The sequence below is a fragment of the Elizabethkingia sp. YR214 genome (genome assembly GCF_003058195.1).
Lineage (GTDB): Bacteria > Bacteroidota > Bacteroidia > Flavobacteriales > Weeksellaceae > Elizabethkingia.
The window spans coordinates 429,755-446,530 of sequence record NZ_QBUH01000005.1; the positions used below are offsets into that span (position 1 = coordinate 429,755).

12 protein-coding genes are annotated in these 16,776 nt (G+C 36.4%); 10 read left to right on the forward strand and 2 right to left on the reverse strand.

The window, feature by feature from the left end:
* Positions 1–14: 14 nt before the first annotated feature.
* On the forward strand, positions 15–2,471 hold the full coding sequence (locus C8J95_RS12695; protein ID WP_107808662.1) for a DUF5686 family protein: 2,457 nt from the start codon (positions 15–17) through the stop codon (positions 2,469–2,471).
* A 75-nt stretch (positions 2,472–2,546) separates the two neighbouring features.
* Positions 2,547–4,553, forward strand: a complete 2,007-nt coding sequence (gene ligA / locus C8J95_RS12700; RefSeq protein ID WP_107808663.1) for an NAD-dependent DNA ligase LigA — start codon at positions 2,547–2,549, stop codon at positions 4,551–4,553.
* Positions 4,554–4,613: 60 nt separating this feature from the next.
* Here the strand turns inward: ligA and C8J95_RS12705 are convergent, their stop codons facing one another.
* A complete protein-coding gene (locus C8J95_RS12705; RefSeq protein ID WP_107808664.1) occupies positions 4,614–5,078 on the reverse strand; it encodes a hypothetical protein in 465 nt (154 codons plus the stop codon).
* Between the two features lie 192 nt (positions 5,079–5,270).
* Between C8J95_RS12705 and C8J95_RS12710 the strand changes: the two genes are divergently transcribed.
* The gene (locus C8J95_RS12710) at positions 5,271–5,630 is read left to right on the forward strand and encodes a Fur family transcriptional regulator (protein ID WP_107808706.1); all 360 of its coding nucleotides are present in this window, start codon (positions 5,271–5,273) and stop codon (positions 5,628–5,630) included.
* Positions 5,631–5,686: 56 nt separating this feature from the next.
* On the opposite strand, the gene C8J95_RS12715 is transcribed toward C8J95_RS12710, so the two are convergent.
* The gene (locus C8J95_RS12715; protein WP_107808665.1) at positions 5,687–6,172 is read right to left on the reverse strand and encodes a DUF6265 family protein; all 486 of its coding nucleotides are present in this window, start codon (positions 6,170–6,172) and stop codon (positions 5,687–5,689) included.
* Positions 6,173–6,335: 163 nt separating this feature from the next.
* Here C8J95_RS12715 and C8J95_RS12720 point away from each other — a divergent pair, with 163 nt between their 5' ends.
* The 7 genes from C8J95_RS12720 (at position 6,336) to kdpB (ending at position 16,774) form a co-directional block, all read left to right on the forward strand.
* Positions 6,336–7,073 carry a CPBP family intramembrane glutamic endopeptidase gene (locus C8J95_RS12720; RefSeq protein ID WP_107808666.1) on the forward strand — a complete coding sequence of 246 codons (738 nt, stop codon included), beginning with the start codon at positions 6,336–6,338 and terminating at the stop codon, positions 7,071–7,073.
* Positions 7,074–7,237: 164 nt separating this feature from the next.
* Positions 7,238–8,302, forward strand: a complete 1,065-nt coding sequence (locus C8J95_RS12725; RefSeq protein ID WP_255412804.1) for a sensor histidine kinase — start codon at positions 7,238–7,240, stop codon at positions 8,300–8,302.
* Entirely contained in the window at positions 8,302–9,009 is a 708-nt protein-coding gene (locus tag C8J95_RS12730) for a LytTR family DNA-binding domain-containing protein (protein WP_107808668.1), read from the forward strand. Before C8J95_RS12725 ends, C8J95_RS12730 begins: the two co-directional genes overlap by 1 nt.
* 57 nt (positions 9,010–9,066) lie before the next feature.
* Positions 9,067–11,052: a heavy metal translocating P-type ATPase gene (locus C8J95_RS12735; RefSeq protein ID WP_107808669.1), complete on the forward strand. Its 1,986-nt coding sequence runs from the start codon at positions 9,067–9,069 to the stop codon at positions 11,050–11,052.
* A gap of 111 nt (positions 11,053–11,163) precedes the next feature.
* The gene (locus tag C8J95_RS12740; protein ID WP_107808670.1) at positions 11,164–12,492 is read left to right on the forward strand and encodes a sigma-54 dependent transcriptional regulator; all 1,329 of its coding nucleotides are present in this window, start codon (positions 11,164–11,166) and stop codon (positions 12,490–12,492) included.
* Positions 12,493–13,015: 523 nt separating this feature from the next.
* A complete protein-coding gene (kdpA, locus tag C8J95_RS12750) occupies positions 13,016–14,710 on the forward strand; it encodes a potassium-transporting ATPase subunit KdpA (RefSeq protein WP_107808671.1) in 1,695 nt (564 codons plus the stop codon).
* A gap of 24 nt (positions 14,711–14,734) precedes the next feature.
* On the forward strand, positions 14,735–16,774 hold the full coding sequence (kdpB, locus tag C8J95_RS12755) for a potassium-transporting ATPase subunit KdpB (RefSeq protein ID WP_059322677.1): 2,040 nt from the start codon (positions 14,735–14,737) through the stop codon (positions 16,772–16,774).
* Positions 16,775–16,776 lie beyond the last annotated feature (2 nt).

Below are 16,776 nucleotides of genomic sequence, written 5' to 3' on the forward strand. Positions count from 1 at the left end.
TATAAAAACAATATATGAAACAAGCTTTATCTTTTTTACTTCTCTTCTTTATCAGCTTCTATTTTAGCCAGACTCAGCTAAAAATTATTAATATTGATAATAAAAATCCAGTTCCGGATGCTTCTGTATACTGTGATGACAATCTACTTGGGAAAACTAACCAGCAAGGTATTCTAACATTTAAAACCAAATGTAAGAAAGTTGATATCCTGGCCAACGATTTCGAAGATGAAGAAGCTACGATAAGTAAAGAAATGCTTATTTCCCTAAAGCCTAATTCGGAGAAAACAAAAAGCATCAATCGTGTTACAATTGCTGATAAAAGCGATCCACGTGCATTAAAAATGCTGGATGAGCTTCTAAAGCGTTACAAAGAGAACAGTCCACAATCGTTAGACTCTTACAATTTCAAATCATACAGCAAAATATCAATTGATTTTGATAAAGACTCTATTGCCACCTATCAGAATTTTATGACTAAGAGAAATGACTCTATTGGTAAAATTCCGAACAGAAATCTGAAAACTACAGAAACTAAAAAGAAAGATTCTTTAGCTGAGGAAGACTTGGTAAATATGGTACAACACAACCAATATTTTCTTTGGGAAAAAGCCTCCGAATATCTTTTCTCTAAAAAATACGGAGAAAAAACAAATATACTGGACAACAGAATGTCTGGCTTCCCCAATCCTATTTATGAAGCATTGGCTATGAATGTTTCTAACCTCAACAAAATACCAAAGCAGATAAGGCCCGAAAGCAGAACTATTTACCATTATTATATATCCGACACCACAACATTGGATAACCGAAAAACTTATGTAATCAAGTTTAAGGAGATCAATAACAAACTAAGACAGAATCCCAGAAAATACAATGGTTACATCTATGTAGATGCCGAAAACTATGCACTGAAGAAAATAGAAAGCAACAGCAAAAAAAACAATGAAGGGAATGTAGTATCCGTATGGAAGCCAATAAACAATAAATGGTTTCTGGATTCTGAGAATCTGAAAATAAAAATGGGAGACCAAAGCTTTACAACCGGGAAAGTACAGGATAGTACTAAAAGTACAGAGAAGCCCAAGTTAAAGAGAAAAAAATTTGGAAACTATCTCTATATTAAAAATCAATTCTTTGATTTTGAAATTAATAAAGAACAGAAAGCGGATGACTATCGTGGCTATACAATGACTGTGAAAAATTCCGACGGAAAACTCCTGCAGGAATACAGAACCGACAGCCTTACAGAGAGAGAGAAAGGCACCTATGTAAAGATAGACAGCCTGGTGAAAAAATATGATTTTGATAAAAAAGTAAGCCTCTTCACTAACCTGATGAAGGGAAATCTACGTTACAAAATGTTGGATTTTGATCTGACCAAAATTATTAATTACGATAAATACCAGGGTGTAAGACTTGGAGCTAGCGTAAAACTGAATGAAAAGTTTAGCAAAACATTTTCTCCCGACGCCTATTTTGGCTATGGTTTCAAAGATCACCGCTGGAAATATGGTGCAGGCATGGATATGAAACTTTCAGATAAAAGAACATCTGTTTTCCGTGTAGATTATTATGACGATGTATTCCCAGCCGGTAGAATAAATACAACATTCTGGGACAATCCGATGAAGCTAAAGGATATTCTTGTAGATATGCACAACGCCAATTTCTTCCGGAGTCAGAAATGGGGAGCATCATTCTTATATGACCTATCCAATACACTGAGTGCTAAAGTCAGTATCAATCACGAGAATCAAAATGCTATGTTCGACTATCAGTACCGCGATATGGGCAATAGCTTTAAAAATGTTAGTACTATCCTGTCTCTGAAATATGCACCGAACGATAAAAACCTAATGACCCCTGGTGGAAAACTGACCTATGAAAAACATTATCCTTACTTCTTTGTAAACTATGAAAAAGGAAATAAAATATTCGACGGAGATCTTAATTATCACAGACTAGATGCCTTGGCCATTCATCAGTTCGGGACAAAATTAGGCTATACTAATATTAAAGTTTTTGGCGGCTTTTCTTCCGGAACAGCTCCTATTTGGAAAAGCTTTGAAATAACAGGACAAACCGGAGATATCAGCAGTAACTGGGCCTCAAAAATCAATAAGCCTTCTAATCTGGGATTTGTAACTATGCCAGCTGGAACGTTCTACGCAGACAAATTTATTGGTTTTCAGATTTCTCAATCTCTGCCATTCAGATTCAGAACTCTTGGAAAAGCTTATTCCAATATAGAACTGGAATACCAAACCGTAGTAGGTAATTTTAAAAACAGTGCTGATCATCAGTTCAATTTTAGAGTGCTAGATCACAACTATCAGGAAGTTGGTATTATATGGAACAGATTTCTGGGTAGTAAATTTGGTGTAGGTTTTTCTTACAGATTAGGTTACTATCAGATGCCGGCTTTCAAAGACAATATTGGATTCCAAATTAAATTAAATGCTTTTTAGAAAATTTCTTTTTACAGTTTAAAATATGATTAAAATAGCAGATTGCTTATTTTTGTAAAAACATTTATTGACCCTATGTCCGAAAACATTCAACAACAAATAGAAGAGCTAAGAGAAGAGCTTCATCAGCATAATTACAATTACTATATTCTGGATGAACCTTCTATCTCGGATTTTGAATTCGATGCAAAACTGAAGGAACTTCAGGATCTGGAAGCACAGCATCCCGAGTTTAATGATCCTAACTCGCCTACTTTGCGTGTTGGCGGAGGTGTAACCAAAAACTTTCCTACCGTACAACACCAGTTTAGAATGTACTCTCTGGATAATTCATACGACTTTAATGATCTGGAAGATTGGGAAAAACGAATTATAAAAACCATTGACGAGCCTGTAGAGTTTGTTGCGGAACTAAAATATGATGGTGCATCTATTTCCATTCTTTATGAAAACGGAAAATTATCTCAGGCAGTAACTCGTGGAGATGGATTTCAGGGTGATGAAATTACAAGTAATGTAAGAACGATTTCTGACGTTCCGTTAAAGCTAAAGGGTGAATTTCCTGAACGTTTTTATATGCGTGGTGAGATTTATCTTACCCGTAAAAACTTTGATAAACTTAATGCACTTCGTGAGGAAGAGGGACTTGATCCCTTTATGAATCCACGAAACACAGCTAGTGGAAGCCTTAAAATGCAGGACTCCGGTGAGGTAAGGAAACGCGGACTTTCTGCAGTACTATATCAATATATTGCTGAAAATTTCCCTGCAGAAACTCACTGGGATTTATTGGCGAATGCAAAGCAATGGGGCTTCAGAGTTTCTGAAGATCAGGCAAAATTATGCAGAACGCTGGATGATGTAAAAAACTTCATCAATTATTGGGATCAGGAGAGACATAACCTACCTTTTGAGATCGATGGTATCGTTATAAAAGTTAATTCACTAAAACATCAGCGTGAATTGGGTTATACTGCCAAATCACCACGTTGGGCCATGGCCTATAAGTTTAAGGCCGAAAAGGTAGAAACTGAACTTCTGAGTGTCTCTTATCAGGTCGGAAGAACTGGTGCTATTACTCCTGTAGCCAATCTGCGTCCGGTTTTATTAGCCGGAACTACTGTAAAACGTGCATCTCTTCATAACGAGGATATTATAAAAAAGCTAGATCTACATGAAAACGATTTTGTCTATGTAGAAAAAGGCGGCGAAATCATTCCTAAAATTGTAGGTGTTAATACTGAGAAAAGAACATCTGAAAGCAAAGAAATAGAATATATAAAGCATTGTCCGGAATGTGGTACCGAACTTGTAAAAATAGAAGATCAGGCAATACATTTTTGTCCGAACGAACTGCATTGCCCGCCACAGGTAGTAGGAAGAATGATTCATTATGTTTCCCGTAAAGCCCTTAATATAGAAAATTTGGGTGGTGAAACTATAGAACAGCTTTACCGTGAAAAACTAATCGAGAATCCTGCAGACTTTTATACTCTAACCAAAGAACAATTACTCCCTTTAGAGCGTATGGCAGAGAAATCTGCACAAAACATTTTGGATGGTGTAGAAAAATCAAAAGAAATACCTTTTGAAAAGGTATTGTACGGAATAGGTATAAAGCATGTAGGAGAAACCGTTGCTAAAAAGTTGGTCAAAAACTTCCCAAGTATAGAAGAATTAAAGAATGCTACTGAAGAAGAACTTTGCCAGGTAGAAGATATCGGTGCAAAAATCGCTGTAAGCATTACCGAATTCTTTGCAAACCAGGAAAACCTTCTGATGATAGAGCGTCTGAAAAATTATGGTATACAGCTTGAAAAAGGTGAAAATACCAATGATGTAATCAGTAATGTTTTGGATGGAAAAGCTTTCCTTTTCACCGGAAAATTATCACTTTTCACAAGAGAGCAGGCTGAAGAAATGGTAGAAAAACATGGTGGCAAAAACATCTCTGCTGTATCTAAAAATCTGAACTACCTTATTGTTGGAGAAAAAGCCGGAAGCAAACTGAAAAAAGCTCAGGATATAGGAACCATCACTATTCTGGATGAGCAACAATTTTTGGATCTTGTCAACAGCTAAAAGCAAGTCATCTATAAAACTACACGCCTCACAGATTTTAAGATCTGTGAGGCGTTTTTACTATTTTTTAGGCAGTTGTACTGCAATTTCGTAAAGTTTTCCGGCCATTAGGAATTTAATCCTCTCTCTTGTTGTTACAGTATTGATACTACCATCTCTCAGAATAATAATTCTGTCTCCGGGTGCTATATTCTGATCGGCAAGCCAGTCCTCTGGAGCTACATCATTTTCTTTACGTTTCATAGCTTCCAGAATGTCTTCTGCCAACTCCTGAAAACGTTCATCATGAGAATATAAAATGTCATATTCTGCAGGAAGTTTCACTCTGAACACAGCACGGTTACTAATTAGCTTTGCATAATCATCGAATAACGGATTATCTGCACCGTCTGTAAATCCTATTTCTACAAGATCTCCCTGATGTTCCTGAGCATACAACTCTGCATCCTCGAAAGTCGCAAAGTTTAAGACCAGTTTATAATTATCAAAAGAGTATTCTTGCAGTCTTTTTTTAATATTTTCCATAACAAGGTTTTTATATATCCATATACAATTTATAAAAAATTGATTATTAATCGATTATAAAACATTTGGTTTAACAAAAATTTAAAATTTATCCTTAAATTTGTTATAACATCAAAAACCTAATTATAATCTCCTGTGAACACACAAAGAATAGAAAATATCCTCGATAATAAAAAGATTCCCATTACTTCTATGCGGATGCTGGTTTTGGATGCTTTTCTAGAGGCTCCACAAGCTCTTTCGTTGTCCGATTTGGAGGAAAAATTAGCGCAATCTGACCGTAGTACTTTATATCGTACTCTGAAAACTTTTGAAAAAAAAGGTCTTATTCATGGTATTCAGGAACATAATACAACACAATATCTCTTATGTAGTGATGATTGCAATGAGGAAATCCACCATGACTATCACCTGCATTTTTATTGTACCAAGTGCAAGCAAACGACTTGTCTGGAGGAAGTAAGCTTCAGCAATGTTCCGTTTCCTAATGACTATCTGGTAAAAGAATTAAAATTTCTGGCTACAGGTATTTGCAGAGAATGCCGGATATAGCTTTATAAAACCAAATAGCCTATTATATCACAACAATGAAGTTTCGGTATAATAATCTATTTAACTCTTTTCATGGGAAAAGTCTGATGGCGTACATTTCCATTTTTAACACCTGAAATTTCTGCGATTAATGAATCAGCATTTACTTTTGTATAAGAAACAGACTGTGGAAAATCGTGCTCGGGATTCTCAAAAACTATTTTACTATCCGTAACAGAATAGGCTTTAAAACTAACCGGCTTACCATCGTTCTGATTTCTTACCGTGGGAATATAATATAAACTCTCCCCTTCTTGTTTCAACTGAACTGTTTCGAATATAATGGTGTCTGCACCTTTAAGCGCATAACTCTTTCCTGACAGCTCATTTTCATTTATTTTTTTCCAGGATTCATAGATACTTCCACGAGAGGTTTTGTTCTCCCATGTACCTATAAGCCACATAGCTTTATCAATTGGCTTTACAGAATGATGAACCCAGCTGCTCACAATAAGTACAACAATAATTGCGGACAAGACTATTTTTACAGACCTAGTTTTCATATCAGTTAATCTAATATCAAATATACATAAACCGTATTTCACCTCTAATATCAAAAACCTTAATCTGCTGATAATATCTTTTTATCGTTTAATAAGATGATTTCATCGGTAGCTTTCGGTATCCGTATGTGATAAAAATACCTTTGAAAAAAAATCAAAAACTATGTCATTATTTACACCTATCATCTGGATCTTAATTCTTCTTCCGATTATCATTTTAGCATTTATAAAATCTAAAAACAAAAACACCAAATATCTGGTCTATTTTATTCTTTACTTTCTTGCAGACTCTTATCTTCTGATATTGGGCAGACAGTACATCAATCTTGATTTTTTGGGATTAAAGCTCAATTGGGCCAGCAAATTAATAAGTATTGTTTTTGCTTTGATACTGATATTTTCAGTTTCACGAAGCGAGCGAGAAGCCATTGGATTCACTACCAAAACCAATAGTAAGAAACAAATCCGATATGGTCTTTTAGTATTCCTGGGACTCACATTATTCGACATTATATTCAAATTGATTATGTTTCCCAAAGGCGGTACTTTCGATGCTGAAACATTTCTTTTTCAGGCTACAATGCCCGGTTTAAGCGAAGAGATACTATTCAGAGGAATCTTTCTATGGATGTTGGAAAAAGCTTTCCCTCCTCAATGGAACTTTAAAGGGATAAAATTTGGTTGGGGGTTTGTTATTATAACCATCACGTTTGGACTTATACATGGTGTTATTCTTACGGATACACATCAGTTTAAAATAGACATCATCACGATTGTTTATCTTACCTTAATTTCCTCAGTCAGTGTGGGAATTCTGAGAAAGTTCTCTGGTAATCTTATTTACCCTGTACTAGGACATAATTTAATAAATATCACCAACGTCATTATAAGAATTTTATAATACTAATCTCCAAAAGCAACTTCAAAAAACTATCTTTGAAGTTGCTTTTAGATCTATAAAAACTAAATATACCAGTGCCTGACAATTACTTTGCAAATAAGATTGATACATTCGACTTCAATCAGTTTTACAGTAAAAAAAGAAGATTATTATTTCACTGCATAATGTGGTTACTTTTTGCCTCATTTTTACTGCTTAGCTATATTTTAGCTTATGATATCCCTTTATTTCATAGCATTATCCTAACCCTGCGTATGGCGATATGCAATATGGTTGTATTCTATATTTTCTTTTATATGCTATTACCTAAAGCTCTTGAAGGCGGGAAAATAAAAGCAATCATTTTATTGGTGCTTAGTATTCCCTTCTGTATCTATTTATGGATGGCCATCACTTACTTCATTACATTAGTATACAATGGTTTGGGATTTGACGTTCCGATGGGTGAACTAAAAGGTATTATTTCCAAAGCTGCAGAGCAAAGCTTTACCCAGGCTTTATCTTTTAAAAGAGTTTTATCTCAGATCATTATTGTAATCTCACTTTTATCACCTTTCTTTTTTGTGAAAATTCTTTTTGAAATTTTCAGAATGTACAACAGAACATTAAAACTAAAGGAGCAGAAAATGGAAATAGAAATTCAGAATATCAATATGGAAAAGGATTTCCTGAAAGCTCAGCTCAATCCGCATTTTCTCTTTAATACTCTAAATAACCTGTACAGTCTGGCTATAAAAAAAGACAATCAGACGCCGGAAGTTATCCTTAATTTGTCTGAGATGATGAGCTACACTCTATATGAATCGAATACTGAAAAGGTTCCTCTGGATAAAGAACTAGACTTCATCAAAAATTATTTTGAGTTGGAAAAAATGCGCTACCCTGCAGATAAAAATATTCAGATCAATATTTCTAACGGAGGTAATACTTCGGGATTATATATAGCACCTTTGCTAGCATTCAGCTGTATAGAAAATGCTTTCAAATATGGTCTCAGAAGTTCAGAAGAACAATTTATACTTTTGGATATAAAGACAGAAAACAATACATTTTATTTTCGGTTGGAAAACGATGTGGAAATAATAAACCAAGACCAATCCGTTGGCGGAATCGGGTTGGAAAATATGCGAAAACGTTTAACGTTATTATATCCTGAACAGCATGAACTACAAATAGAAAATACCGGAAACAGATTTAAAGTAACTTTAAAAATAGTTTTAGAAAACTGATGGAAAAATTGCATTGCATAATTATAGATGATGAACCACTTGGAAGAGATGTTATAGAGTCCTTTGTACAGGAAATTCCATTTCTCAGTTTAACAAAATCATTTGGAGATCCGGCAGAAGCTTTGTTCTATTTGCAAAACAATACTGTAGATATTATATTCAGTGATATTCAGATGCCTAAAATCAACGGAATGGAGCTTGTAAAATCACTCTCTAATCCACCGGTTATTATTTTTATTACTGCACACCGTGATTTTGCACTGGATGGTTTTGATACCGGGGTTACGGATTATCTGGTAAAGCCTGTACGTTTTGATCGTTTTCTAAAAGCCGTTAACCGAGCTAAAGATTATATCGCTTTAAAACAGATTCCTTCAATCCAGCAAGTCAATACGGACAGAATTTTTATAAAATCTGAAGGCAAACTCATTAAAATATTACTGGACGAAATCCTGTATGTAGAGGCTCAGGGTGATTATCTTAAAATTGTTATAGATTCCGAAACTTATACTACACAAGCAACTTTAAAATCTATGGAAGAGATTCTGACCTTACCTGGTTTCTTCCGCGTACAACGGTCATTTATACTGAATATAGAAGCTATAAGAAGTGTAAATGCCAATATGGTAGAGCTAATCAACGGAAAAACAATATCAATAGCTCTTAACAAAAAAGATGAACTCTTCAGTCAGTTAGGTATAAAATAAAACTTTGCAATAGGGTTGCATGCCTCTCCGTATTATCTTTGATGAAAATTAAAAGTTATGAGTTCAAATAGCGACTGCTGCAGCACAAAACCGCAGCAACAACACAATCATCAGCATAATGGGGATGGACACGACCACGATCATGGTCACGACCATTCTCATGATAATAGCGAGAAAACAACCTTCCAGTTATTTTTGCCAGCTGTGATTTCCTTCGTTCTGCTTATGGTAGGAATCGCATTGGACAATTATATAAAACCTGAATGGTTCCAGGGCTGGGTAAGAGTTGTATTATATGTAGCAGCATATATTCCGGTAGGTCTTCCGGTACTAAAAGATGCTGTTAAGAGTATCCGATACAGCGATTTCTTCTCAGAGTTTTTCCTGATGAGTATTGCTACTCTTGGTGCATTTGCCATTGCAGAATATCCTGAAGGCGTTGCGGTAATGCTTTTCTACTCTGTAGGAGAAGTATTCCAAACTATGGCAGTACAAAGAGCCAAAAAGAATATCAAAGGATTATTGGATCAGAGACCGGATGAAATTACAATTCTGGAAAACAATATTCCTAAGACTATTAAGGCTGAAACAGCACAGGTTGGACAGATTATTCAGCTAAAACCAGGTGAAAAACTGGCTTTAGACGGAGAGCTGATCTCAGAGAGTGCATCTTTCAATACAGCAGCTCTGACAGGTGAAAGCAAGCCAGACACTAAAAGAAAAGGTGAAGCTGTACTTGCAGGGATGATCAATCTTAACTCAGTAAGTCAGGTGCTGATTCAGAAAGAGTATAAAGACAGCAAGCTTTCCAAAATACTGGAACTGGTACAAAATGCCACTTCGCAAAAAGCACCAACAGAATTGTTTATCCGGAAATTTGCTAAAGTATATACACCAATTGTCGTAGTATTGGCTATTGCTATTTGTCTATTGCCTTACTTCTTTGTACAACAATATGAGTTCAGAGATTGGTTATACCGTGCGTTGATCTTCCTGGTTATTTCATGTCCTTGTGCATTGGTTATTTCCATTCCTTTAGGATACTTCGGTGGAATTGGTGCCGGAAGTAAAAACGGGATACTCTTCAAAGGCAGTAACTTCCTGGATGCATTAGCCAATATTCAGAATGTAGTAATGGATAAAACCGGAACAATGACAGAAGGTGTATTTAAAGTACAAACTGCAAATATTGAAAACGGATTTGATAAAGATGAGATCCTGAAGTATCTGAATGTTATTGAAAGTAAATCTACACACCCTATTGCAACTGCTGTACACGAATATGTTGGAGAAGTAGACCATTCTATAGTATTAGAAAATGCAGAAGAGATTCCGGGACACGGATTGAAGTCTACTATCAACGGGAAAGATTTCCTTGCCGGTAACTTCAAGTTGATGGATAAATTTAATATTCAGTATCAGGTTAATCACTCTGCAATTTCCGATACATTAATCGCCATTGCTTATGGTGGTCAGTTTGCAGGTTATCTGAGTATTTCGGACCAGATAAAACCAGATGCAGTAAAAGCTGTTGCAGAGCTTAAAAAGCTCAATATAAAAACAACTATGTTGAGTGGTGATAAAACAGCTGTTGTAAAAGAAGTAGCACAAAAAATTGGAATTGAAAATGCCTTTGGTGATTTATTACCAGAAGATAAGGTTGAGAAAGTAAAAGCCATAAAAGCACAAAATGAAACAGTTGCCTTCATTGGCGATGGAGTAAACGATGCACCGGTTATTGCTCTAAGTGATGTCGGAATGGCAATGGGTGGATTAGGCAGTGATGCAACCATTGAAACAGCGGACGTTGTTATCCAGGATGACCAGCCTTCAAAAATTCCTACAGCCATCAGAATAGGGAAAGAGACTAAGAAAATCGTATGGCAGAACATTATATTAGCCTTTGCCGTAAAAGCTATTGTTCTTATTCTTGGGGCCGGAGGTTTGGCTACAATGTGGGAAGCAGTATTTGCCGATGTAGGTGTAGCTCTCTTGGCTATTCTGAATGCAGTAAGAATACAGAGAATGAATTTTAAAAATTAATATCAGTTAAAAATCGCCAGAAACTATTTTCTGGCGATTTTTTTATTTTGAATAGCCTCTTCTGTTTTTCGATGCCGAATAATATGTAAGTTTGCATCTCAATTCTATCATATGCCGGGAACTATCCTCATCATTGACGACGAACTTAAACTTTTGAAACTTCTGGGAATGATTCTTTCTCAGGAAAACTTCAATGTAAAAGAAGCTTCAACTGCGCGCTCAGCTATGACAATGCTTGAGCAGCACGATTTTGATGTTGTACTAAGTGATGTACGGCTTCCGGATGCATTTGGTGTAGAGCTTGTAAAGGCCATTAAAACCAAATATCCTGAAAAAGAGGTTATCCTGATGACAGCTTTTGGAAATATTTCCGATGCTGTACAGGCAATGAAGAATGGCGCATACGATTATCTGGTAAAAGGAGATGATAACGAAAAAATTATTCCTCTCGTATACAGAGCTATTGAGAAAGCAAAAGATAATAAATCTCATAATACAATCCCGGTATGTAAACTAAAAGGGATGGATCAGATCCTGGGAAGTGCAGAGTCTATCCTTCAGGCGAAAAAGCTTGCGGAAAGAGTTGCGCTTACAGACGCTACCGTTTTACTAACCGGAGAAACAGGGACCGGGAAAGAAGTATTTGCTCATGCAATTCATGAAACAGGGAGTCGGAATAATAAAAATTTTGTGGCTATCAACTGCTCTGCTTTCAGTAAAGAAATTTTGGAAAGTGAACTATTCGGACACAAACAGGGCGCTTTTACAGGAGCTGTAAAAGATAAAAAAGGACTTGTTGAAGAAGCCAATGGTGGCACACTATTTCTGGACGAAATTGGAGAAATGCCAATGGATTTACAGGCAAAATTATTGCGTGTACTAGAGACCGGAGAATTTATTAAAATGGGAGAAACAAAAGTATCGACCTCTAACTTCCGTCTTATTGCAGCTACCAACAGAAACCTACTGGAAGAAGTAAAGCAGGGAAGCTTCAGAGAAGACCTCTATTTCAGACTAAATGTTTTTGAAATTCATCTACCAGCTTTACGTGAAAGAAAAGAAGATCTAAAAATTCTTGCCAAAAACTTCATCGACGTTTTCAGTAAAAAAATGAATATCCTTTCAAAAGTTCAGGTTTCTGAAGATTATTATAAAATACTAAAGAAAAATAACTGGCAGGGAAACATCCGTGAGCTTAGAAATACCATTGAAAGGAGCCTTATTCTGATGAATAATAATATTCTTGATGCAGGCAGTCTGCCACTGTACTCGGAACAGGCTTCTACAGACACAGACTCATTAAGCATTAAAACACTTGAAAAAGAACATATCCAGAAAGTGTTACAATATACTAAGGGCAATAAAGCTGAAGCTGCGCGACTTCTAGAAATCGGCATTGCAACCTTATATCGTAAGTTGGAGGAATACCAATTGAGATAAAGAATTCTATTTATTATTAAATAAGACACCCCATAACTTATGAAAGTTATGGGGTGTCTTATTTTAACAAATCTATTGTTTATTTATCATTTGGATAATGAGCCTATCATTTTGATAAGGTTTTCTCTGTCATCCGTATTCTCTAAAAACAAGTAACATCCTACACAATAGCACTTTAAGAACATTCATATTGAATTGGAACCGGTTTTGGCATTTACCATTCAGATAAAAAATTATGAAAAATGACAACTTTAAAAAAAACCGGTCAGAAGCCCAGCCAGTCTTCTTATACCTGGCTACTGACATTTCTGGCTGCACTCGTAGTTCTAACCTTAATTATTAGAATGATATGATGCTTTTAATCCTTTTATTACTCAGTATTGTTTTGTTCTGGCTTTTGTATAAAACAGTTCAATTTTTTGATAAAATATAATATATCATGTGGAGTTTATTCATCCTTTCCGTTCTGGCATTCATTTACATCTGTTATGTGCTGATGAAACCTGAAAAATTTTAAATTATTATGAATACAGAAATTTTAGGCATTATTGCCATGTTTGTTCTAACCTTTATCATAGGGCTTTTCTTAGGGAAATATATCGCCCGTGTGTATGGTTATGAGAAAACCTTTTTAGACCCGGTTTTTAATCCTGTTGAAAAATTATTTTTCAAAATATCAGGAATAAATCCTAATCGCCAGATGAACTGGAAGCAAAATATGTACGCCATGCTTACCATTAATCTGGTTTGGTTCGTTATCGGGTTCATACTCCTTCAAACCCAGCAATGGCTGCCTCTGAATCCCGATGACAATCCCAATATGTCACCAGATTTAGCTTTTAATACAACTATATCTTTTCTTGTTAACTGCAACCTTCAGCACTACTCCGGCGAAACAGGGGTTAGCTATCTTAGTCAGCTTTTTCTGATGTTTCTTCAGTTTGTAACAGCTGCAACCGGAATGGCTGCTATGGCTGTACTTTTCAAAGCTTTCAAAGAAAAAACAACCACAGAGTTAGGGAACTTCTATGATTATTTCATGAAATCCATGACCCGGATTCTGATTCCCATCTCCATCATTGTAGCATTTATATTAGCTGCAAACGGAACTCCCATGACTTTCGAAGGGAAAGATCATATTACAACTCTGGAGGGACAAAAATCAGATGTTTCAAGAGGTCCTGTAGCAGCATTTGTAGCGATTAAACACCTTGGAACCAATGGTGGTGGATTTTACGGAACTAACTCCGCACACCCGTTGGAAAATCCGAACTATATTACGAATATGACCGAAATGGCAACTCAGATGATCATTCCGTTTGCTTTAGTATTTGCATTAGGGTTTTACCTTAAAAGAAAAAAATTATCCCAGATCATATTTACAGTGATGACAATAGGCTTCCTGGCGTTAGCAATTCCGAACGTTATCAATGAAACCACAGGGAATCCACTAATAACACAAATGGGTGCAGACAGCAGTCTTGGTGCTATGGAAGGTAAAGAAATACGTTTTGGCAGCGCTTCTTCCGGCTACTGGAGTATTGCAACTACTGTAATCTCTACAGGATCTGTAAACTCTATGCACGACAGTACCATGCCGCTTTCCGGAATGAATGAACTTCTGGCAATGATGATTAACTGCTTTTACGGAGGTTGTGGTGTTGGTATTCTCAACTACTTCATCTTCATTATCCTTGCAGTATTCATTAGTGGACTAATGGTCGGCAGAACCCCAGAGTTTTTGGGTAAAAAGATTGAAGCCAAAGAAATGAAAATAGCTATGATTGTAGCTTTATTCCATCCGTTTCTTATTCTGGCAGGAACCGCTCTTACTGCCTATTTGCCGGAATTTGGCACCAAAACATTGAACAACCCGGGCTTCCACGGCTTCAGCGAAATGCTATATGAGTTCACCTCTTCTTCAGCAAACAACGGATCCGGATTTGAAGGTCTGGGAGATAATACACCATGGTGGAATATTTCCACAGGAATAGTTCTTCTGCTTTCAAGATTCATCCCGATTATAGGCCCTATAGCTATTGCAGGATGTCTGGCTGAGAAAAAATTCATTCCTGAAGGTTCCGGAACACTGAAAACTGACACATTAACTTTTGGATTTATGACACTTGCTGTCATCATATTAATTGCTGCACTATCCTTCTTCCCTTCTCTTACACTGGGACCAATCGCAGAACAGCTTCAATATTTCTCCAAATAATAGAACATTTTTAACATTAAAAAAATGAAAAATCAATCTCAAACATTATTTCAAAAAGATTTAGTAAATGAGGCCATAAAACAGTCCTTCGTAAAACTGAATCCGAAAATCATGTTTAAAAATCCGGTTATGTTTCTTGTAGAAATTGGTACAGTTGTGATGTTTATTGTATCATTATTCAGTCTTGCAGGAAATACAAGTCAGGGAAGTTTCGCTTACAACTTTTTAGTATTTATAATATTATTTTTCACTGTTCTTTTCGCCAATTTTGCTGAAGCTATTGCTGAAGCAAGAGGTAAAGCACAAGCCGATTCTCTACGGAAAACCCGTGAAGAAACTCCTGCAAAAGTTATCACAAATAACCAGCCAGGATTTCAGGTAGAAACCGCACTGAAAAAATCTGCAGAAATGAAACTAGGGGATTTATTTCTGTGCGAAGCCGGAGACCAAATCCCTATGGATGGTGAAATTATTGAGGGGCTAGCTACTATAGATGAGTCCGCAATTACCGGAGAGAGTGCACCAGTTATCCGCGAAGCCGGTGGTGATAAAAGCTCTGTAACCGGTGGTACAAAAGTGCTGTCAGACAGAATAAAAGTAAAAGTAACGACTAAACCTGGTGAATCTTTTCTGGATAAAATGATTGCTCTTGTGGAAGGAGCTTCTCGCCAGAAAACACCAAATGAAATTGCATTGACTATACTCCTGGCAGGTTTTACCCTTACATTCATTATAGTTACCGTAACACTGAAACCTTTTGCAGACTATGCGCAAACCCCAATTACTATAGCGGCATTCATTTCCCTCTTTGTTTGTTTAATCCCCACTACAATTGGAGGTTTGCTTTCTGCAATCGGAATCGCAGGAATGGACAGAGCTCTCCGTGCCAATGTAATTACCAAAAGTGGTAAGGCAGTAGAAACAGCCGGAGATATAGATGTATTGCTTCTGGACAAAACCGGAACCATCACTATAGGAAACCGTAAGGCTACCCAGTTCCATCCATGCCTGGCTGTTGCTAAAGACGATTTTGTAAAAGCTGCTGCTCTAAGTTCTGTTGCAGATGAAACTCCTGAAGGAAAATCCATTATAGAACTTAGCCAGCTGAAATCAGAAGATTTACAGGTAAACAACCCTCATTACATCAACTTTACAGCAGAAACCAGAAGCTCAGGAGTTGATTTTGATGATACCAGAATAAGAAAAGGAGCTTATGACGCTATTAAAAAGCTAACTGAAAAAGCCGGGAATATTTTCCCTAAAGAAACAGAAGAAGCCGTAATAAGCATTTCTGAAAATGGAGGCACTCCGTTGGTAGTATCACTTAATGAAAAAGTAATTGGTGTAATAGAATTACAGGACATCATTAAAACCGGAATTCAGGAACGTTTTCAACGGTTAAGAAAGATGGGTGTAAAAACAGTAATGGTTACCGGAGACAATCCTTTAACAGCAAAATATATTGCGGAAAAAGCAGGTGTAGATGATTTTATCGCAGAAGCTAAACCTGAGGATAAAATGAACTATATCAAAAAAGAACAACAATCTGGTAAACTGGTAGCCATGATGGGCGATGGAACAAATGATGCTCCCGCTCTTGCTCAGGCAGATGTTGGCGTAGCCATGAACAGCGGAACACAAGCTGCGAAAGAAGCCGGAAATATGGTGGATCTGGACAATGACCCTACCAAGCTTATTGAAATCGTGGAGATAGGAAAACAATTGCTGATGACCCGTGGAACTCTGACAACTTTTAGTATAGCGAATGATGTTGCTAAATACTTTGCCATTATCCCTGCGTTGTTCATCACCTTTATTCCGGCACTTCAGAAACTTAATATAATGCAACTTCATAGCCCACAGTCAGCTATACTATCTGCTATTATTTTCAATGCCATAATTATCCCGATACTTATCCCGCTTGCTCTAAAAGGAGTTGCTTATAAACCGATCGGTGCCAGTGCTCTTCTGAGAAGAAATCTGCTTATCTACGGACTGGGAGGAATCATCGTTCCTTTTATCGGAATAAAAATTATAGATCTGTTAATCAGTGTATTCTTTTAAAT